Source organism: Vibrio viridaestus (assembly GCF_003856525.1).
Taxonomy (GTDB): Bacteria; Pseudomonadota; Gammaproteobacteria; order Enterobacterales; family Vibrionaceae; genus Vibrio; species Vibrio viridaestus.
Genome location: NZ_RJVQ01000003.1, coordinates 322,543 through 342,610, shown reverse-complemented (window position 1 = coordinate 342,610; position 20,068 = coordinate 322,543). Strand labels below are relative to the sequence as shown.

Below are 20,068 nucleotides of genomic sequence, written 5' to 3'. Positions count from 1 at the left end.
AATGTTTATCACTCTGGGTCCGTAGCATTTGGTACGTCAATATGGATTTCTCCTCACACATCAGGTGCGGGAAGTTAATGGTCAATCTTCACTCGAATTTTGGGTTACCACCGATAACGGACCAACTCGTCTGGTTATTCCTCAGCAGACTCACTGTTATTTTGCGTCTGAAGAGTATGCGCAAAAGATTGAAGAACTAGCAAGAACTGCCCAGCTTGTTATAGAAATCAAAAAGGTGAATCTAAATACCTTTGAACAAATTCCTGTGGTAGCGATCTATACTCAAACTCTCACTTCAGCGAATCAGTTAGCTTCCCTATGTCATGAGCATGACATCATCTTATATGAAGATGATATCCGACTAGCCGAACGCTATCTTATGGAGCGGTTTATTAAGGGCGGCCTGGAATTTGTCGGTCAACCGAGAGAGCATCGCTTTTCTCATCTGGAATTTCACGATGTGCGATGTCGCGCTGCTGACTACACACCCCATTTAAAGTTGGTTTCTCTCGATCTGGAATGTTCAGAGAAAGGCATTCTCTATTCAATTGGTTTACATGGCGATAGCGATTCTAGAGTCATTATGATAGGCGATGCACGAGACGCTACAAGTGAGATTCTAATTGAATGGGTTGCAAATGAAAAAGACCTTCTACTCGCAATGTTTCGTTGGTTTGAAACGTTCGACCCCGATATTATCATTGGTTGGAATGTTATCGACTTTGATTTTCAGCTTCTGTATAAGCGCGCTAGTTGGCATAACTTACCTTTCAATATAGGTAGAGGAGGACTAAAAGGTTACTTTCGGACCTCAGCCAACCAAAAAAGCTATATTTCAATCCCCGGGCGCGCGGTAATAGATGGTATCGATGCATTAAAAACGGCAACGTATTATTTTCGCTCCTGGTCGTTAGAATCGGTATCACAAGAACTCTTAGGAGAAGGTAAGAAAATCCATAATGTCCATGACCGAATGGCTGAGATCAACCATATGTTTCGGCATGATAAAGCGAGTTTGGCAAAATACAATCTTCAAGACTGCAAACTCGTCACCAAGATCTTTGCAAAAACGCACCTGATGGATTTTCTGGTACAGCGTTCGAAACTTACGGGGCTGGAGATAGACCGAGTTGGCGGTTCTGTCGCGGCGTTTACCAATTTATATCTCCCCCAGTTACACCGCGCAGGTTATATCGCGCCAAATCTGCTTTCTGAAAACTGGATAGCCAGTCCTGGCGGCTACGTAATGGATTCTATTCCAGGTTTGTATGATTCGGTCTTAGTTCTCGATTTCAAAAGTCTTTATCCGTCAATCATAAGAACATTTCTCATCGACCCGCTGGGACTTATTGAAGGTCTACGCCAAGAAATCGGAAACGATATTAACCAAGCTGTCCCTGGCTTTCGAGGTGGTCAATTTCATCGAACCCAACATTTCTTGCCGCAAATGATCGATGAACTTTGGCAGGCCAGAGACGTCGCCAAGAAGAATAATGAGAAAGCATTTTCGCAAGCCATAAAAATCATTATGAATTCGTTTTATGGCGTCTTAGGCTCATCGGGTTGCCGCTTCTTCGATACTCGACTTGCTTCCAGTATCACGATGCGGGGACACGAAATAATGAAAAAAACTCGTGAACTGATTGAAGCAAAAGGCTATACCGTAATTTATGGTGATACCGATTCGACATTCGTGTCTCTGGGTTCAAAAACGGATATCAGCAGAGCGAATCAGATTGGTCAACAACTAGTCGAAGAGATAAATCTATGGTGGAAAACACTCTTACTGGAAGACTATGCGTTAGAGAGTTGCCTGGAAATAGAATACGAAACTCACTATCAACGATTCTTGATGCCAACGATCCGTGGCGCTGAAGTTGGCTCCAAAAAACGTTATGCCGGATTAAAAATCGAAGATGACGGCACAAAAAATCTGATCTTCAAAGGGCTAGAAAGTGTTCGTACTGATTGGACTGAATTATCTCAGAAATTTCAGTACCAACTCTACTCCACAATATTTGAAAACAACGATCCAGAACAATATGTGAAAGACATTGTAGAAGCAACGCTGGCGGGTGAGCATGATAATGAATTAGTGTACCGCAAACGACTACGCCGACATTTAGCGGATTATCAAAAAAATATTCCCCCTCAAGTCAGGGCGGCAAGAATTGCTGATGACATTAATAAGCAGATGGGCAGACCTTTGCAATATCAAAATAAAGGAACAATCGAATATGTCATCACAATTGCTGGCCCGGAACCAGTCGAGTACCGAAAACACGCTATTGATTACGATCATTACATCAATAAGCAACTAAAACCCGTTGCTGATGCGATACTGCCTTTCATCGGTAAAACCTTTAATGACATACTCAAACCTCAGTTAGGGCTTTTTTAAGTATGACCTACCCTATGCGAAATTCGGTTTTTTCATATTGTTTCACCAACCACGGACCAAAATCGTCGATTAATCCAATCGCAGAACGTTTGGGGATGGGTTTTCCTTTAAGCAGAATCCCGAGTCTTTGAATATCCTTTTCTTTTTCTGGAAAATACGCAAGGAAAGCCTTGCCACATTCCATCGGGTCTTCGAGCCATTTCCCATTTTTATACATGACTAATGTATGAGCCGAACGTAGCAATTTTTTTGCGATAACACTTTGAGCGGCGATCTGCTCTTGAGGTGAATTGGCTCTGGCTAGCTTTTGTCGATACACAGGCAGCGATTCACCAAGATCCATATTCCAATACTTAGCAATTTCCCAACTAGGCTCATATTCACCAAAGCACTCACTAAGATCGTCGCCGTAGATACAAACCGCACAGTGCTTTAACAAAAAGCCCCAGGAAAACAAGCTATCGAGAGAGGCCACTTCTTTCACTAACGCGGCCTTGATTGAAATGTCAGGAACAAAAGGAAAATCCTTTTGAAAGCGCCAACGCAAACTATTAAATAGAGTTTGCCGGTTTTCTTCAAACTCATGATGAGTCACGACAATCACATCAATATTAGAGCGATGAGGTTTAGCCACTTTTCTCGCCACACTACCATAGATATAAAGACTATGGAGGTTGCCACCTAGGCCGGCGCGAAAATAACGGACCAGGTCATCAACGACTTGCTGATAGTCTGGCTGGAATGGTTCGTTGGGGTCAATAACAGAAAGTGGCATAGCGTAGTAATGAATGTCCTGATTAAGTGATGATAATATAGCTAATCAGCATAATACCCATATGATTAGAATACTATTCAAGAATAACTTTGGATATAATAAGACAACTATCTAATGTTAGGAATTATTCCATGCCAAAAGCAAGTGAACTGAAAAAGGGTTTAGTTATTAATTCAAACGGTAAATCTTTACTGATTAAAGATATGGAAGTGACCACACCTGGTGGTCGTGGTGGTTCTAAAATCTACAAACTGCGTTGTTATGATTTGACAAACAAAACGCGCGTAGATGAAAGACTAAAAGCCGATGACTTTGTTGATACAATTGATATGAATAAGCGCATGGCTACCTTTTCTTATGCCGATGGTGATGAATACATTTTTATGGATAATGAAGACTACACTCAATTCGTTTTCAAAAAAGATGAAATCGAAGACGAGTTACTTTTCATTAACGAAGAAACGCAAGGTATTGCAATTGTACTGGTTGACAGCAAACCAGTAGGTATCGAACTACCTGGCTCGGTTGAACTAGTCATTGAAGAAACCGATCCGTCTATCAAAGGCGCATCTGCATCTTCAAGAACTAAACCAGCTCGCTTAAGTACAGGTTTAGTTGTACAGGTACCAGAGTACATTGCAACTGGAGACCGTATTATCATTAACACTGCAGAACGCAGATTCATGAGCAGAGCTTAACGGAAATACTATGGCTGATAAATTAACTTACGATGAAGCAATTGATGCGGCTTATGACATCTTTTTGGAAATGGCACCTGATAATCTCGAGCCTGTGGATGTTATTTTATTTACCGCTCAATTTGATGACAGAGGTGCGGCCGAACTGGTTGACATCGGCAATGACTGGGCCGAACAGACCGGGTTTGAAGTAGACCAAGAACTGTTTGCTGAAATTCGTATAGGTCTGGTAAATGAAGAAAATGACGTATTAGACGACATATTCGCCAGAATGCTAATCAGCCTCGATCCGGACAATAAATCTTGCCACATACTGTGGAAGCGGGATTAATCATACTCTCCTTCAGCCAGATACTTCTCTGGCTGAATTTTCCTACTCTTCACTGAATAACTCTAAATATTTACAAAATAAGCTAACGATTAAAGAAATCGATTATTTTTCATGCTATTAATATTGATGTGTTTTCTAACAATAGTAAAAGATAATGGACTCTAAACTTGTTTTTCGTTTCCTTCTCGTCACATTTCTTTTATCCACTTCGATACGGAGTTTTGCCCTGCAATACGGACCTCTTGAGTTGTACTCTCAAGCACCTCTTCAGGTTAATGCTTTGACAACTCAGTTACGTTCGGGCTTCTCTCTGCCAATAAACACAAAGGAAATCGGAGTCAGTGGAACAGCCTCTAGTGTCTGGGCAAATACCCCAGAATACTCAGCTGATTATTATCAAAATCAGCTCTTTGTTGGTGGTAAGTGGCAGGTTAATGATGACTGGCAAGTTGCATTAAACTATCGATGGAATGTCGCCGCTGATAATAAACTCGATCACCTCACTGTGGCTTTTCATGACCTTTTAGGGATATCTCAAAATGGGCGAAATCAAGTAGATAAAGATAGATTTTACCTTTCATATCCTGAATACGATGAATCAGAACAAGGATTCGAAGGTGAAACGCTGAGCAGTGCTATCACTGGCTATACTCAATATCAACTGTTTACTACTACCCATCATGGCCTATCATTCGGCGCTTCCGTCTACTACAACGACATCAATCATAGCATTTTTAGCAATACGCGCTTTGAACAGGCTATACAATTAAATTACAGTTACCGCAGAAATCATCATCATTTAGACATGTTAGCAGGATTGTCTTTTCATCATCCACAGGGACATTGGCGACGTTTTCCTTACAAAGACACAAGTGGCGCTTTTGGTCTGAGTTATCAATACAATATAACTCCTCATCATGATTTCATTGCCGAATATCACGCTTTTGAGGGTATATCATACGGCGCAAACGACTTCTCTTCTCCTTCGAACGAAATTGTCGTTGGTTATCGATATAAGCTAACATCCTCAGCTATTGAGCTATCAATGATCGAGAATATTTTTAATATGAACAACAGTTCAGACATTGCGTTTACACTCGCATATCGACTTCGCTTTAATTAACAAGGATTAATAGTTGCATTTTGATCGATAAATCGAGATGATTTGTATATTCAAATCATTTCGAAGTCATTATGAGCGAATCACCACTTTACTTACAGATAAAACGCTATATCGAAGACAATATTGATCGTGGTTTTTGGCCTGTGGGTCATAGAATAACGACGGAGCTTGAGTTAGCGAAACAATTTAGTGTCAGTAGAATGACAGTGAATAAAGCCATCAGAGATCTCGTGAATAATGGTAAGCTGCAGAGACGGCCTCGTCTGGGCACATTTGTATCATCCCCTCAGCAAAAAGCAGAATCGCCTTTGCTTGATATACGCAATATTGCTGATGAAATACATAACCGCGGACAAGAATATCGGAGTGACGTTAAAATTCAAAAAAGTATCATCGCTGATGATGACATTGCGACTAAACTCGGGGTCATGTTGGGTTCGCAAACCTACTATACAGAAATCATTCACTATGCTGATAACATCCCTCTGCAACTTGAAGTTCGTTGGGTAAATGCTCAATTTGCTCCTGACTATATAAATCAGGATTTTACTCAAATCACACCCAATCACTACTTGTCAATCGCCTGCCCTTTAAGCGCGATTGAACACACTGTTGAAGCTATAACGCCTGATTCTAAAGTTAAATCGGCTCTTTTGCTGACAAATCAAGAGCCTTGTTTACTGCTCAACCGTCGAACTTGGAGTGAGGAGAAACTAATCAGCTCAGCATTACTTTATCATCCAGCAAGTAAATATAAGCTGTCCTCAAAAGTGACGCTGACGTAATACAAAGAATGCCAATGCAGATAAATTCCTTGTGTTTCTCGCAATTATTCATACACTAGCACATTCGCTTTCAAGCATCTGTCTGGGATAACTGATTAATATATCAGCCGCGATGTCATTTTATGGCAACTGGATAGACCATTGAAACAAGATTGTCATATATAATTTGACTTAGTATTGGTTAGATAACGTAAATTATGTTTTTAGCTCCTTATTTTTCTTCAAATGAACAACAGTTCCAGTTTACCCGTCAACAAGCGAGTCATTTCGCGAAAAAGGTCGCTGGAGATTTTAATCCCATCCATGATGAAGATAACAAGCGCTTCTGCGTTCCTGGTGATCTTCTGTTTGCAGTACTGCTGCAAAAGCATGGCATTTGCCAAAAGATGAAGTTTACTTTTTCTGGGATGGTAAATGACGGCATTCCTCTTCAAATCGAAGAAAAAGAAGCAGGTGAAATCGCTGTTACTGATGTGAATGGTAAAGAATACCTACATATGCATCATGAAGGCGACACCAGTACCGATAAAGCCTTTATCGAACACGTTGTCACGAGCTACGTCAAATTTTCAGGTAAAAACTTTCCTCATATCATGGTTCCTCTTATGGAAGAGAAGCAAATGATGATCAACTGCGATAGACCGCTGGTTATCTATGAAAGTATGGAAGTCGAGTTTTCTCATTTAAACCTGACTCACCCTGAAGTCTCTTTTACTGGTGCTACATTTGATGTTGATGGTAAACGCGGCGTTGTGACTCTCAATTTCGAGTTTCTGGAAGAAGGTAGCGTTGTTGGCCGTGGTGTAAAACGAATGGTTGCAAGTGGCCTTAAACCCTATTCCCAAGAGGCGGTTGATGACTTGGTGACTCGTTTTAACGAGAGAAAAAATTACTTCTTAGACCAATTTGCTCAAGAAGCCGCAGCCTAACAATCACCTAGCAAAATGAAATCAAATAAAAAACCGCATACTTTTCTATGCGGTTTTTTTATTTCTATATCCAGCGCCTAACTCGACTCTTATATTGTTGGTAGTCCTGACCAAATTTCGCCTCTAACACCCTCTCCTCAGGGTAAATTTGGAAACGATTCATATAAAGCACAAATAGAACACAAACAAGAAAAGCAAAAGCAGTCTGTAAAAAGAAGCAATAGCTGATCAATAGAAAGAGCAAACCAAGGTACATCGGATTACGAGACAATCTAAAAATCCCGCTTGATACTATTTGACTCGCCTTCTCTGGCTCCATCGGGTTTACCGTTGTGGACGATAGCTTGAAAGACAACACACCTAAGCAACCAAAGATTCCCGACATTATAAAAAAGGCAATCGCACACCATAGAGACAATGTATCGAATAGAGAAAGTGATGCATCAAACAAACCAATACCATAAATGGCCAACACAGCAATGATGAACACGATCACGGGAGGAATTTTCAGTTCCATGCTCTACCTCGATTTATAATTTGGTATAAAGTAAATCGCCAATGCGTTATACATTGGCGATATTATTTAATTATATGAGTTGGAGCAGAGCCTGAACAGGATGTTTGGGTTTAACATCCTCAAAACGTTTGACCTGACTTCGGCAGGAATACCCGGTAATCAAGCAGCGCTCTTTAGGCAGCTTCTCTAAATTAGGTTTCCAACTCAATCCGTAGATATCTTTTGAGACCTGTAGTTTGTCAACTTCATGACCAAACGTCCCGGCCATGCCACAACATCCAACAGAGACTGGTACTAACTGTGCACCGAATTGAGCGAAGATTTGCGTCCACTCTTTCTCAGCGTTCGGCATCTTTGTTTTTTCCGTACAGTGAGCAAAAAGATACCATGGCTCCACCGCCTTACTGTCCGTTGCCGTTAATGTATCTAAACGTGGTGTTAACCATTCATGAACATTAAGTACGTTGAAATCGCCACGCTCTTCCAATAATACTTCTGCATATTCGTCTCGATAGCAAAGCACAGTTGCAGGATCAACCCCCACCATAGGAATGTTTAAAGTGGCCACTTCCCGCAAAAACTCAGCGGTTGAACTTGCTGTGGACTTAAACTGTTTTAGGAATCCTTTGATATGCTGTGCTTTACCATTTGGCTTGAATGGCAACAAGATGGGATGCTTACCCAACTTAACCACTAAAGAAACAAAATCATCAACAACATCAGCATCGTAATAACTTGTGAATGGGTCCTGTACTACGATGACATAGTCTTCTTTATGCTCTTCTGGAATATCCTTAATGGCCTGATAGTTATACTGAATAACAGCACGTTCTTTCAGGCGTTTCTCTAGTGTAGGGACACTAAGTAGAGGCGCATCAATATAACCTACCGTTTTCTTGGTAAGATCTTTGACCCACTTATTAGCAAGAATAGTATTCACCACACCAGGTGCTTTTGCCATTATAGGTAGCATCGTTTCGATATTAGCGACCAAATAATCTTTGGCTGGACGCTGATAACGAGAGTGATAAATATTCAGAAAACGCGAGCGGAAACTCGGCACATCGACTTTGATCGGACATTGACTCGCACACGCCTTACAAGCCAGACACCCATTCATAGCCTCATAAACTTCGTGAGAGAAGTCATACTCATGACGCTTATTAAAACGATTACGTACTCGGTCAATCAAAGATTTAACCGATAACGTTAAATTCAGAGTTTGCTGCTCTAAATCGAGGATATCAATCCCCTCTTCAGTCAACTGACGCAGCCATTCACGGACTAAACCTGCGCGTCCCTTTGGAGAATGACGTCGGTCTGCCATCACCTTCATCGATGGACACATAGGAGAACTGGTATCGTAGTTAAAGCACAGTCCATTACCGTTACATTCCATAGCCTGCTTAAAGCTATCGCGCACTTGGACTGGAATCTGACGATCGAAATGTCCTCGCTTCTGATCAGCCACTTTGACTAATTCATGTTCTGTATCAAGCGGTGTACAGATCTTACCCGGGTTCATTTTGTTATCTGGATCAAACGCAGCTTTAACACGTCTTAGTTCGTTAAATAGCTCATCACCAAAAAACTCAGGACCGTACTCAGATCGATATCCCTTACCATGCTCACCCCACATTAGACCGCCGTATTTAGCAACGAGCTTTACGACCTCATCAGATATTTGGTGCATCATTTTTTCTTGCTCAGGATCGCACATATCGAGTGCAGGACGGACATGAAGAACCCCTGCATCAACGTGTCCAAACATACCGTAGGCTAAACCGTGGCCATCAAGCAACTCGCGGAAATCAGCAATAAAGTCGGCTAGGTTGTGGGGAGGTACACACGTATCTTCAGTAAAAGGAACTGGCTTGGCTCGACCCTTAGCAGCACCGAGAAGTCCGACGGCTTTTTTACGGACATTATAGATTTTGTTAATGCTGGCGAGCTCATCACAAACCTGATAACCAATAATGCCAGCTTCACCATTAGCCATCATTTCATCAATACGAGCGGTTAAAGCGTCAACATGTTGTTGGTTCTCTTCAGGGTTCTGACTCGCATACTCAACGATGTTGATACCTAGCATTTCCTTTCCAGGTACATCAGTAATGAGATCTTTCACACTGTGCCAAGAGATGTCCTCTTTAGCGAGATTCAATACTTTTGAGTCAACGGTCTCGACCGAGAGCGCCTTTGCTTCAACCATCAAAGGTGCGTTACGTAATGCAGAGTCAAACGTATCGTATTTAATGTTCACCAGAGTTCGAGCGGTTGGTATTTTGGTCAGATTTAGCTTCGCTTCGGTGATAAACACAAGAGAGCCTTCAGCTCCACACAACACTCGAGTGATGTTGAACGAATCATCGGTTTCATCAAGCGCATTTTTTAAATCATAACCAGTAAGAAAGCGGTTCAGGTCAGGAAACTTGTCAACGATTTGTTGACGTTTATCTCGACAGACCTGCTCGGTAACTTCCAGAGCTCTCTGGGCGTATGAGCCAGCCTCAGGTTTGCCTTCAGACAAATCTGACTCTAGGATAGAACCATCAGCAAATACCGCTTGTAGAGAAAGGACATGATCTGATGTCTTACCATATTTCAAAGAACCTTGACCAGAAGCATCGGTATTAATCATTCCGCCTAAAGTTGCGCGGTTACTGGTCGATAAATCAGGAGAAAAGAAATAACCGTAAGGACGCACTGCATCATTAAGCTGATCTTTAATCACACCAGCCTGAACTCGAACCCAACCTTCTTCATCGTTGATTTCTAATATTTTGTTCATGTGGCGTGACAGATCGACAACAACCCCTTTTGTCAGAGACTGACCGTTTGTACCGGTGCCACCGCCACGCGGAGAAAAAGTCACTGCTTTATATTGCGATTTACTACTAAGCTTACCTATTAATGCAACGTCTTGAGTTGTTTTAGGTAAGATTAACGCTTGAGGGAGTTGTTGATAGACACTGTTGTCAGTTGATACAGCTAGACGGCTTGAATATTGGGTTTCAATGTCGCCAGTAAAACCAGAATTATCGAGTTCTTGTAAAAAGCTGATAACGATGGGATCAACGTCAGTTTGATGATGAAGTCTCGGTAACATATGCTTCCTGCCCGTATGTTGCTGATTCCGCTCAGCACTGGGTGAGTAATTTATTCTTGATATTTGAGTTGCGTCACTTTACAACATTTAGAGAAGTGATCAAAACAGAATATCAATGCCACAATAATAAATGATGATTTTCTTGCGGCGAATTGTACTGCAGCGATACGCTCAACCGTATGAATATAAATGGACGATAATATGAAAAAAAACCAAGTTGTCACAACAGAAGATATTTTGCTCAAACTGTGTAAGTCAGTTTCAGGGGTACTGACCGCAGCTTCTGCTTCCGATGTCACCTACTCAGCTATGGTACAGAAAATTAATAAAACGGCTTTGAAACCTGATTTTGGCTGCTTTGTTCTGTTTGATGGTGGCTTTTCTGGATTAGTCGTTATCAACTTCACAGCGAAAGCGGCGCTGGAACTTTATACCAATTACATGCGTAATATGGGGATGCCAGAAGACGAACTTGCCGTTCTCCACACTTCAGACGAAGTTGGTGATGTTCTGGGTGAGCTAATGAACCAAATCGTAGGCGATTTTACCAACAAAATTCGTAAAGACCTGCAAACCAACATCACTCAAAACCAACCCAAAATGTTATCGCTAAACAAACAGGTTATCCTTTCTGTTGATACCAATCTCGATCGGCCTCAAGCGAGACGGGTTACTTTCTCTACCGCTAAAAACAATATTTTTTATCTTGAGCTAGCGATGGATAAGACAGAGTTTATTCAATTAGAAGAATTCGAAGTCCAAGAAGACGAAAGCCCAGACTCAATTCTTGAGGCGGCACGAAACAAAGAGTCTGCCAAAACTGCAGCTAAGTCTTCAGAAGATGAAACTGGCTCATCTGACCTACTTGACGAGCTCGGAATTTAATTCTCAACTCCATTTAATCCTCCAACACCAGAGAACATCGCACGATGTTCTCTTTAATCTTCGGCTGAAAAACGCTAAAATGTCGGACTTTTGTTACCATTCTAAAACGAGATACCGACTGTTCAATGGACAAACAAAAAGCACTTAAAAAGATAGCCAAGTGTCTTGAACTTGGCAATTCAGCAAACGTCAATGAGGCTGCAGCGGCCATTCGTATGGCTCACAGACTCATGGTGAAATATGGTCTCGACAAAGACGATATTGAATTCATTAAGATGGGGAAAACCCAGTCTACGCATTTATTACCAGCCAATATCGGACAGTACATTTTAAGAGTCATCAGAGGCATCAACACCAAATTTGGCGTAGAGGCTGTGCTTCTTAATCATAAAGGACTTAAACGCGTTGAGTTTATTGGCGAAGCAGACCGCGCAATTTTTGCGGCCTTTGCATTCGATATTATATATCGCGAAATGAACGAACAGACTGGTCAATTTCGTAATAGCTTCTCCGGATCAGGTACGTCTAATCTCGAAGTTACACGCAGGGTAAACTCATTTATTTCAGGTTGGATAGAAGGCGCTTTGGAAAAATTGCCCGAGATTTCTCCCGATGATGACTCACGCAATAAGATTAACAACTATATTGATAAAGAGTTTGAAAACATCGATCGCGAAACGTTTAAAAAACAATTGAAAGAAGCGATGAAAAATTTAACGGAAGACTACGAAGTCGGCCTGAAAAAAGGGCGTAAAGTTTCTGTCAATCGTCCGATAGATGGTGCACAAGCTCCAAAAATGCTGAAATAATCAGGTACTTCTTGAGTATCACAATTAAGATTATTATGGTGTATCAGCCATTATTTAGGCGTATGGAGACTATTATGTTAAAAAAGCTAACAGCTGCTGCTGCGATTTTGCTACTGCTATCTGGTTGTGAAGCAACACAAAGGCAAAACGCAACAACAGGCGAATATGAGACCAACTCAACGACCAAAGGTGCGATTATTGGCGCAATTTCTGGTGTGGCCGTAGGACTTGCCTCAGGCGATAACGCAACAGAGCGTCGTCAACGAGCTTTGATCGGTGCAGCTGGTGGCGCTGCTATTGGTGGTGGAGTCGGCTATTACTTCGATAAGCAAGAAGCAGCGTTGCGAAAAGAGTTGCTTAATTCTGGCGTTCAAGTCCAACGAGTTTCCGACAATGAACTCCTGCTTCGAATGGAAAATGGCATTGGTTTTGACACAAACGCGTATCAACTGTCGTCCAGCATATACAATACACTAAACGGTGTTGCAAAAATTTTGGTTGCCTATCCTAACACCAGCCTAATAATCGAGGGGCATACCGATAGTACTGGAAGCGATTTGACCAATCAGGTCCTATCTGAAAAGAGAGCTGAATCAGTAAGAGCATACTTGGTTAATCAAGGCGTTGCACCAGGTCGTGCAGTTGCGCGCGGAATGGGAGAACGAATGGCTCTTTGCTCAAATAGTACTGCACAAGGCCGCGCCTGCAATCGCCGCGTAGAAATCCAGATCCTTCCATTGAAGTAGATCTGGCACATTAATGAGAGGCTATTATTGAAATACTTTTTGGCAATAGTTACGTTGCTTATTACGTTCTCCTCACTGTCTGCGTCTTTTGAAGAAACACTACAAAAAGCCAGGGTGAACGATGCAAAAGCTCAATACGATGTAGCCTCTCATTATCTGTTGCTTCAACCAGAAACTAATGAAAATAAGTCTCTGGCACTCTATTGGTTCGAAACGGCTGCACAAAATGGCTATGAACCAGCGCAAGAATTTCTTTCAAGAGAGTACCTGTCCGGAACCCTTGGAAAAAAAGATGACAATCTCGCGATATACTGGCTAACATTTCTCGCAATTAAAGGGAATACTGATGCCAAGCTGAGTCTAGCCGATTACTTTAAAAATACCCGGGATGTTCCTGATTTAACGGAAGTATGGCTTAAACTAGCCGCTGCAGATAACGATAAAGGTGAAGCTGCCTACTCAAACTATCTTCAGAATAAATTTAATCAGTCCAGACAAAACCAGCTTAACGATACACAACAACTCGAAGGAGTCATCGACAGCAGCACATCAAATGGACTGAGTATTGACACTGAATCCTATCATACAGGTCGTACTGTTTCTGATAATGGGATTTTTTGGATTATATTCGCTATTCCACTGACTCTTATCGTGTACATTCTTCATCTGCGCCGAAAATTAAAGTCATCTAAGTCAGACAAAAAGTCCGTCGATTCAGAACGAAATCAGGAACGAACCGCTGCTACTATCAAAATTCAAAAACAAAAGCAGCAAATCACTCTATTATTTAATGAGTTAAAACGTGCAAAAGAAAAAGAAGAAGACCAAAAGTTACTGCTTGCCTGCGCGATTTTTGGGTTTAGCCCAAGCTCAATTCCAGACAAACAACACATCAAACTGCGTTACAAACAACTGAGCAAAATCTACCACCCAGATATGAAAGGATCTGATGACGAAATGAAGAGGTTAAATCAGGCACTTAAGATCATACTTGCGCAAAAAAACTAATCGGATTAGTTTTTTTCATGCTTATTTTTCAACCAATACTTAACAAATGTTGCATATAGGTGTAACATTCACCCGCCATAATAATGGTGCTTTATTCCATAACTAGGAGGAAAGATGTTCTCAAAACACGGTGTATGTGATTGGTGTAAAAAACGCGCTCTTGTAACTAAACTCAACTATGTAGACGGAAAATCGAACTTTGCATGCGCAAGCTGCAGTGATATCGCTAAAATGGACGTTCGATTATATAACCTAGAGCAAGCAAGTTTCACAGCTTTACAACAAACACAGCAAACACACCACCACAGTGCATAATTAGCACACGTCAGCCGGGTTGGATGTAACAGGAAGTGCCATCCGACCTATAGATACTCCCTATTCTATCCAAGTTTCAATACTTCATCTTATTTTCATACTGCTTCTCTTCTTTGCATACAGCTTCTCCCGTACTTGTAATTCAATTTAGCCTAACTAATACGTTATCTACCATTTCTGCTGATAGCTCAATCAGCCTCCAACTAGATCTTGATCACTTTTTATCATACTTGCCTATAAAATATGCGATCTTTTAGTTGATCTATGTGTAAAACCACAGTACTGTACACATATACAGTATGTATATGGAGACAGTTCTTATGCTTAGTTCAAACATCACTTTTACCCAAACTACCTTCGCTCATGAAGCAATGTTGGAAGAACAACACAACGTTCACAGTGAGTTATTTGATCAATTAGCACAGACGATACGTTCAAACCAATGGATTTGGTTTACTTCACAGAGTATTCGCCCTTCTCTTCAACAACTCTCAGCAAGTAATATTCCTGTAAATCAGGTTATACAATTAAAAGCGTCGGCTCATCTCACCGAATTTGAAGTTGCACGAAAAGCGATAAAAAGTGGAAATGCAAGCGCGCTAGTGGTGTCTAAGCAGATCTCAAAATTAGAGCAGAATATATTGCGTGATCTTAGTGATGAAATTGGTTGCCAGCTATTCTTTATTGATAGTGCCAAATCCTTTTATCATTAAGCACATTTTCTACATACTGAACACTGCCAAACATTCATGTGGCCGACCTATAGTATCATGGGTCGGTTTTTTTAATTTTCTCAATCCATCAGTACAATACAAACGAAGCAAACGTTTGCTTTTTCTCTGGTAGTTGTGCCTAATTCTGGTATGATGCGCTCAATCAATTATATCTCGATGAGATAGCGTTCAAGTTTGACTTTGTAATACACAGGATTGTCCTAATGAACCTTGCAGATCAAGTTCTCGCCGTCAACGACGACCTCCCTATTCGTACTAATCAACCTGTTCATAGTGGTAAAGTACGCTCCGTTTATTGGCTAACTGAAGAAGATAGTAAACGTCTAATTCAGGAGAAAGGCTACAATGTTGCGCCTGATGCACCTTTGGCAATAATGGTAATTAGTGACCGAATTTCCGCATTCGACTGTATCTGGCATGCAGAGGGCGATGTAAGAGGTGTTCCTGGTAAAGGTGCAGCGTTGAATGCAATCTCTAATCACTGGTTTAAACTTTTTAAAGAGAATGGCTTGGCTGATAGTCATATTCTTGATATTCCTCACCCATTCGTATGGATTGTGCAAAAAGCCAAGCCAATAAAAATTGAAGCGATATGTCGCCAATATATTACTGGTTCAATGTGGCGTGCCTACGAAAAAGGTGAACGTGAGTTCTGTGGTATCACTCTTCCTAAAGGACTGAAAAAAGATAGTATTCTCGATGATCTTCTTATTACTCCCTCAACTAAGGGCATACTAAAAGGTATCCCGGGCGTTCCTGAAGCAGATGATGTGAACATCACTCGCAGCAATATCGAAGATAATTACGCTGCATTCAACTTTTCAAGTGCTAGCGACATAGCTCAGTATGAAAAGTTGTTAAAACAAGGCTTTAACGTAATTAGTGATGCACTAAAAGATATTGATCAGATCTTTGTCGATACGAAGTTTGAATTTGGTTACGTAACTGACGCTTCAGGAAATGAAAAGCTTATTTACATGGATGAAGTTGGTACGCCAGACTCATCACGTATTTGGGATGCTCAGGAGTACTCGCAAGGAAAGATCGTTGAAAACTCAAAAGAGGGTTTCCGTCAGTTCCTACTATCATACTTCCCTGACCCAGATATTTTACTGAACAAAAATCGCATGCCAGAGCGTGAAGCACTTGCACGCGATAACGCTTTACCTCTAGACGCTCTAATGGACATTTCACGTACTTATATAGGTATCGCTGAGAAGATAACTGGACGTAAGATAGAATTAAGTGAAAATCCTAAACAAGAAGTAATCGATGTTTTGGATAAAGAATACGGATTGATCGCAAAATAAGATCAATAGAAATTAGAATGGAATCTGACGCAGCAATATGTGAATTATTGCTGCGGCTTCAAACGGTTCACTCGTAACTTGGTGAGCCGCTGTATGTTAATTAGCAATCAAAGCATGATGAATAATTCATCGTGTTCACTATCGCTGACAATGTCTTTTGAATGTTTGCGTATTGAGGTTAGCTGATCAGGTTCCAAATCATATGGCATCAGCAGTTTTAATTCTTCAATACCTTCCGACTTTGCAATCGAAATCAGTGCTAATAAGTTAGCCTCGTCACTTTTGCGACTAGACAAAACATTTAACGCTTTCGTCCACAAACGAACCTCAAGCTCGTTCTGTTCTGAGTCATCTGGATTTTGTTCCAGTTCATCAGACGCGGAAAAAAAGTGAAATGCATCCACAAAAGTCCACTTTTTCTGGCTGGATGTTCCTAAAAATGTTGTGTAGTCAAAAACGACACTATGATTGGGCTCACTCATTGCTATTAAACCCCAAATGATTCAGAAATGCTTAATCTACTATTCAACATTGAGTTCTATATAGCAATACAATATAGAAAAATGTTCTTTTAGAAGGTTTTTAGCTCAATATAGGCTATATTCAACACATTCTATTAACATTTAGGTAAACATGTGGAAAAAATATAAATCAAGTTGCTTAATATTTATTTCAATTTTTCTCGAAATAGCGATTTCGTTTTAAAAAGTTACATATCTAGTAAGCATGTTTACAAAAATTGGACAGCGGCATAGAATTTTGCGCTGAAAAATCCCTCAAAACCCACAAAAATACAGACTGAAATGAAAAACGACAAAAGACCTTTATACATTCCCTACGCTGGGACTGCGTTGCTAAGTACTCCCCTACTCAATAAAGGCGCAGCGTTTACAGCAGAAGAAAGACAATCATTTAATCTTGAAGGGTTACTTCCAGAAGTAACAGAAACGATTCAGGAACAGGTTGTCCGCGCTTACCAACAATACTGTAGTTTTGATAATGCGATGGATAAGCATATCTATCTGCGCAATATCCAGGATACGAACGAAACGCTTTTCTATCGTCTTATCCAGAATCACATCACAGAGATGATGCCGATCATTTATACCCCTACTGTTGGTGCTGCTTGCGAAAACTTCTCAAATATCTATCGTCGTGGCCGTGGTCTTTTCATTTCTTACCCTAATCGTGACCGTATTGATGACTTATTAAATAACGCGTCAAGACATAATGTTAAAGTCATCGTTGTCACAGACGGTGAACGTATTCTTGGTCTTGGTGACCAAGGCATTGGTGGTATGGGCATTCCTATCGGCAAACTCGCTCTATACACAGCTTGCGGTGGTATCAGTCCTGCTTATACGCTACCTATCGTGCTTGATGTTGGTACCAATAACCCACAACGACTTGCTGACCCAATGTATATGGGTTGGAGACATCCTCGTATCACAGGCGCCGAATACGATGCGTTTGTTGAAGAGTTTATGCAGGCGGTTCAACGTCGCTGGCCTGGCGCTCTCGTTCAATTTGAAGACTTTGCACAGAAAAATGCGATGCCTTTGCTTGAGCGTTATAAAGATCGTATCTGTTGCTTTAATGATGATATTCAAGGTACAGCAGCCGTTACTGTTGGCTCTTTATTAGCGGCATGTAAAGCAGCTGGTAGCAAATTATCTGAGCAGCGTGTTGCATTCCTTGGTGCTGGCTCTGCTGGCTGCGGTATAGCAGAAGCCATTATTGCGCAAATGGTCTCTGAAGGCATTAGCGATAAAAAGGCTCGTGAGCAAGTCTTTATGGTGGATCGCTGGGGTCTACTAGAAGAAGGTATGCAGAACCTACTCGACTTCCAACAGCGTTTAATGCAGAAGAAATCGAACACAAAAGAATGGACTTCATCATCAGGTAACGGTTTCTCTCTACAAGACGTTGCTCGTGAGGGTAAACCGACTATCCTAATCGGTGTATCTGGTGCTCCGGGTCTATTTAGCGAAGAAATTATTAAAGAAATGCACAAAAACTGTGAGCGTCCTATTATCTTCCCATTGTCAAACCCGACAAGCCGTGTAGAAGCACTACCAAGCGATCTCATTACATGGACAGAAGGTAATGCACTTGTTGCAACAGGCAGCCCTTTTGAGCCAGTCGTGTTTAATGGCGAAACATACCCAATAGCTCAGTGTAACAATAGCTATATTTTCCCTGGCATAGGTTTAGGTGTTCTTGCGACTAATGCTACGCGTGTTACAGATGAAATGCTGATGGAATCAAGCAGAGCGTTAGCAGAATGCTCACCGCTTGCCATCAATGGCCATGGTGCTTTATTACCACCATTAGAAGCCATTCACTCAGTGTCTAAGAAAATTGCTGTTGCTGTTGGTAAAAAAGCTATTGAACAAGGTGTGGCAAAAGCCATTACTGAGCAAGCATTGTTAGACGCTATCGATGAACATTTCTGGCAGCCAAACTATCGCCGTTACAAGCGCACCGCATTCTAATTTACAACTCACTTAAATCAGTGTTTAAATAAAGCCTTCGATAATTTGAAGGCTTTATTTTTTAGGGACACTATGGAATTACTTAATCCCCTTGGACAATTTGTTTACCCTTATCTGAGCGAAATTTCGGTTGCTCTCATCGCATGTCTGTTGGTTATGGTTGGTGGAGAAATTAACGCTTTCTTACGCAGAGCGATGCGCAATCAACATTTTATCGTTAGGACGCTTGTTTTTATTCTGATCAACGCATTTGGTTATGGACTCATCATCGTAAAATCAAGCCCTTACTTAACTCGGACACTCCAAGGTCTGGAAAAAGGCATCATGGTTGCAATTCTTCTAACAAGTTTTATATTAATTGGTTTATGGGCTCAAAAAAACCGTCACATTTAATTGCTTCTGCCGCTCAAGCAGTCAAAAAGCACCTGGATATAAATGGGATATTGATTACGTCCTTGCGAGTGTTTTTACTGGCAATTATTGGCTTAATTATGATTGATCGATGGGTAACGTGGTCTACCCAAAAACAGATCATACAGAATGTTGAAAGTGTGCCCCATTTTCAGGTTGCGATGGTTCTAGGAACGAGTAAATATCTGGGTCATACTCTCAACGATTACTACGCCAATCGTATTAACGCAGCTATTTATCTATTTAAACATAATAAAGTCGATTACTTCTTACTCAGTGGCGACAATGCACACCGGTCATACAATGAACCCTGGACCATGAAGCGCGATTTACTTAAAGCGGGAGTACCGGACAATGAAATCGCTCTTGACTACGCTGGCTTCAGAACACTCGATTCTATTGTTAGAGCAAAAAATGTATTTGTTTCCAATGACTTTCTTATTATTACGCAACGCTTTCATTGTGAAAGAGCGCTCTTTATTGCCAATGCACATAATATTCAAGCGAAATGTTTGGCTGTACCGAGCCCGGGAAATCAAGTCGGTCTAAATTTAAGGATACGAGAGGTTTTTGCCCGCGTAAAAGCCGTCCTTGATCTTTATGTACTGAACGCTAAACCTAAATTTCTTGGTCCCAAAGTTCCGATTACAAATACTACAACTGAGCGCCGTTAAAGTAAGTTGAGTT

General features: G+C 41.1%; 20 protein-coding genes. 16 read left to right on the top strand and 4 right to left on the bottom strand.

What is annotated here, in order from left to right:
* Positions 1–28: 28 nt before the first annotated feature.
* On the top strand, positions 29–2,401 hold the full coding sequence (locus tag EES38_RS09150; RefSeq protein ID WP_124936875.1) for a DNA polymerase II: 2,373 nt from the start codon (positions 29–31) through the stop codon (positions 2,399–2,401).
* A gap of 7 nt (positions 2,402–2,408) precedes the next feature.
* Here the strand turns inward: EES38_RS09150 and EES38_RS09145 are convergent, their stop codons facing one another.
* Positions 2,409–3,176, bottom strand: a complete 768-nt coding sequence (locus tag EES38_RS09145; RefSeq protein ID WP_124936874.1) for a nucleotidyltransferase domain-containing protein — start codon at positions 3,174–3,176, stop codon at positions 2,409–2,411.
* A gap of 131 nt (positions 3,177–3,307) precedes the next feature.
* Here EES38_RS09145 and efpL point away from each other — a divergent pair, with 131 nt between their 5' ends.
* The 5 genes from efpL (at position 3,308) to EES38_RS09120 (ending at position 7,042) form a co-directional block, all read left to right on the top strand.
* Positions 3,308–3,874, top strand: coding sequence for an elongation factor P-like protein EfpL (efpL, locus tag EES38_RS09140; RefSeq protein ID WP_124936873.1), 567 nt, complete (start codon positions 3,308–3,310; stop codon positions 3,872–3,874).
* Between the two features lie 10 nt (positions 3,875–3,884).
* The gene (locus tag EES38_RS09135) at positions 3,885–4,205 is read left to right on the top strand and encodes an HI1450 family dsDNA-mimic protein (RefSeq protein WP_124936872.1); all 321 of its coding nucleotides are present in this window, start codon (positions 3,885–3,887) and stop codon (positions 4,203–4,205) included.
* A 154-nt stretch (positions 4,206–4,359) separates the two neighbouring features.
* Positions 4,360–5,328 (top strand): DUF3187 family protein, encoded by a 969-nt coding sequence (locus tag EES38_RS09130; RefSeq protein ID WP_124936871.1) that lies wholly within the window; start codon positions 4,360–4,362, stop codon positions 5,326–5,328.
* A gap of 71 nt (positions 5,329–5,399) precedes the next feature.
* Positions 5,400–6,113 (top strand): histidine utilization transcriptional repressor HutC, encoded by a 714-nt coding sequence (gene hutC, locus EES38_RS09125; protein WP_124936870.1) that lies wholly within the window; start codon positions 5,400–5,402, stop codon positions 6,111–6,113.
* Between the two features lie 197 nt (positions 6,114–6,310).
* Complete coding sequence (locus EES38_RS09120) at positions 6,311–7,042, top strand: DUF3581 domain-containing protein (protein WP_124936869.1); 732 nt, start codon at positions 6,311–6,313, stop codon at positions 7,040–7,042.
* 64 nt (positions 7,043–7,106) lie between these two features.
* Here EES38_RS09120 and EES38_RS09115 read toward each other — a convergent pair whose 3' ends face one another.
* Both EES38_RS09115 and ydiJ read right to left on the bottom strand, forming a co-directional pair.
* A complete protein-coding gene (locus tag EES38_RS09115) occupies positions 7,107–7,559 on the bottom strand; it encodes a methyltransferase family protein (protein WP_124936868.1) in 453 nt (150 codons plus the stop codon).
* 70 nt (positions 7,560–7,629) lie between these two features.
* Positions 7,630–10,668, bottom strand: coding sequence for a D-2-hydroxyglutarate dehydrogenase YdiJ (gene ydiJ, locus EES38_RS09110; protein ID WP_124936867.1), 3,039 nt, complete (start codon positions 10,666–10,668; stop codon positions 7,630–7,632).
* A gap of 201 nt (positions 10,669–10,869) precedes the next feature.
* Here ydiJ and EES38_RS09105 point away from each other — a divergent pair, with 201 nt between their 5' ends.
* The 7 genes from EES38_RS09105 (at position 10,870) to EES38_RS09075 (ending at position 16,475) form a co-directional block, all read left to right on the top strand.
* On the top strand, positions 10,870–11,553 hold the full coding sequence (locus EES38_RS09105) for a DUF3334 family protein (RefSeq protein WP_166434230.1): 684 nt from the start codon (positions 10,870–10,872) through the stop codon (positions 11,551–11,553).
* A gap of 125 nt (positions 11,554–11,678) precedes the next feature.
* Entirely contained in the window at positions 11,679–12,362 is a 684-nt protein-coding gene (locus tag EES38_RS09100; RefSeq protein ID WP_124936865.1) for a DUF2786 domain-containing protein, read from the top strand.
* Positions 12,363–12,436: 74 nt separating this feature from the next.
* Positions 12,437–13,108 carry a YiaD family glycine zipper/OmpA-like lipoprotein gene (locus EES38_RS09095; protein WP_124936864.1) on the top strand — a complete coding sequence of 224 codons (672 nt, stop codon included), beginning with the start codon at positions 12,437–12,439 and terminating at the stop codon, positions 13,106–13,108.
* A 27-nt stretch (positions 13,109–13,135) separates the two neighbouring features.
* Complete coding sequence (locus EES38_RS09090) at positions 13,136–14,116, top strand: J domain-containing protein (RefSeq protein ID WP_124936863.1); 981 nt, start codon at positions 13,136–13,138, stop codon at positions 14,114–14,116.
* A 114-nt stretch (positions 14,117–14,230) separates the two neighbouring features.
* On the top strand, positions 14,231–14,431 hold the full coding sequence (locus EES38_RS09085) for a hypothetical protein (protein ID WP_124936862.1): 201 nt from the start codon (positions 14,231–14,233) through the stop codon (positions 14,429–14,431).
* A 320-nt stretch (positions 14,432–14,751) separates the two neighbouring features.
* Entirely contained in the window at positions 14,752–15,144 is a 393-nt protein-coding gene (locus EES38_RS09080; RefSeq protein WP_166434229.1) for a SulA-like leucine-rich domain-containing protein, read from the top strand.
* 224 nt (positions 15,145–15,368) lie between these two features.
* Entirely contained in the window at positions 15,369–16,475 is a 1,107-nt protein-coding gene (locus EES38_RS09075; protein WP_124936860.1) for a phosphoribosylaminoimidazolesuccinocarboxamide synthase, read from the top strand.
* Positions 16,476–16,582: 107 nt separating this feature from the next.
* Here the strand turns inward: EES38_RS09075 and EES38_RS09070 are convergent, their stop codons facing one another.
* The gene (locus EES38_RS09070; protein WP_124936859.1) at positions 16,583–16,957 is read right to left on the bottom strand and encodes a transporter; all 375 of its coding nucleotides are present in this window, start codon (positions 16,955–16,957) and stop codon (positions 16,583–16,585) included.
* 321 nt (positions 16,958–17,278) lie between these two features.
* Between EES38_RS09070 and EES38_RS09065 the strand changes: the two genes are divergently transcribed.
* The 3 genes from EES38_RS09065 to EES38_RS09055 all read left to right on the top strand — a co-directional run bounded on the left by EES38_RS09065 (position 17,279) and on the right by EES38_RS09055 (position 20,055).
* The gene (locus EES38_RS09065) at positions 17,279–18,970 is read left to right on the top strand and encodes an NAD-dependent malic enzyme (RefSeq protein WP_124936858.1); all 1,692 of its coding nucleotides are present in this window, start codon (positions 17,279–17,281) and stop codon (positions 18,968–18,970) included.
* Positions 18,971–19,042: 72 nt separating this feature from the next.
* Positions 19,043–19,363: a DUF3392 domain-containing protein gene (locus EES38_RS09060; RefSeq protein ID WP_124936857.1), complete on the top strand. Its 321-nt coding sequence runs from the start codon at positions 19,043–19,045 to the stop codon at positions 19,361–19,363.
* Positions 19,336–20,055, top strand: a complete 720-nt coding sequence (locus tag EES38_RS09055) for a SanA/YdcF family protein (RefSeq protein ID WP_124936856.1) — start codon at positions 19,336–19,338, stop codon at positions 20,053–20,055. The genes EES38_RS09060 and EES38_RS09055 overlap by 28 nt, the downstream gene beginning before the upstream one ends.
* Positions 20,056–20,068: the final 13 nt, after the last annotated feature.

Bases quoted from the DNA above. Each gene is read 5' to 3' on its own strand.
- EES38_RS09145 (WP_124936874.1), bottom strand. From the start codon at position 3,176: ATGCCACTTTCTGTTATTGACCCCAACGAACCATTCCAGCCAGACTAT.
- efpL (WP_124936873.1), top strand. From the start codon at position 3,308: ATGCCAAAAGCAAGTGAACTGAAAAAGGGTTTAGTTATTAATTCAAAC.
- EES38_RS09135 (WP_124936872.1), top strand. From the start codon at position 3,885: ATGGCTGATAAATTAACTTACGATGAAGCAATTGATGCGGCTTATGAC.
- EES38_RS09130 (WP_124936871.1), top strand. From the start codon at position 4,360: ATGGACTCTAAACTTGTTTTTCGTTTCCTTCTCGTCACATTTCTTTTA.
- hutC (WP_124936870.1), top strand. From the start codon at position 5,400: ATGAGCGAATCACCACTTTACTTACAGATAAAACGCTATATCGAAGAC.
- EES38_RS09120 (WP_124936869.1), top strand. From the start codon at position 6,311: ATGTTTTTAGCTCCTTATTTTTCTTCAAATGAACAACAGTTCCAGTTT.
- EES38_RS09115 (WP_124936868.1), bottom strand. From the start codon at position 7,559: ATGGAACTGAAAATTCCTCCCGTGATCGTGTTCATCATTGCTGTGTTG.
- ydiJ (WP_124936867.1), bottom strand. From the start codon at position 10,668: ATGTTACCGAGACTTCATCATCAAACTGACGTTGATCCCATCGTTATC.
- EES38_RS09105 (WP_166434230.1), top strand. From the start codon at position 10,870: ATGAAAAAAAACCAAGTTGTCACAACAGAAGATATTTTGCTCAAACTG.
- EES38_RS09100 (WP_124936865.1), top strand. From the start codon at position 11,679: ATGGACAAACAAAAAGCACTTAAAAAGATAGCCAAGTGTCTTGAACTT.
- EES38_RS09095 (WP_124936864.1), top strand. From the start codon at position 12,437: ATGTTAAAAAAGCTAACAGCTGCTGCTGCGATTTTGCTACTGCTATCT.
- EES38_RS09085 (WP_124936862.1), top strand. From the start codon at position 14,231: ATGTTCTCAAAACACGGTGTATGTGATTGGTGTAAAAAACGCGCTCTT.
- EES38_RS09080 (WP_166434229.1), top strand. From the start codon at position 14,752: ATGCTTAGTTCAAACATCACTTTTACCCAAACTACCTTCGCTCATGAA.
- EES38_RS09075 (WP_124936860.1), top strand. From the start codon at position 15,369: ATGAACCTTGCAGATCAAGTTCTCGCCGTCAACGACGACCTCCCTATT.
- EES38_RS09070 (WP_124936859.1), bottom strand. From the start codon at position 16,957: ATGAGTGAGCCCAATCATAGTGTCGTTTTTGACTACACAACATTTTTA.
- EES38_RS09065 (WP_124936858.1), top strand. From the start codon at position 17,279: ATGAAAAACGACAAAAGACCTTTATACATTCCCTACGCTGGGACTGCG.
- EES38_RS09060 (WP_124936857.1), top strand. From the start codon at position 19,043: ATGGAATTACTTAATCCCCTTGGACAATTTGTTTACCCTTATCTGAGC.
- EES38_RS09055 (WP_124936856.1), top strand. From the start codon at position 19,336: ATGGGCTCAAAAAAACCGTCACATTTAATTGCTTCTGCCGCTCAAGCA.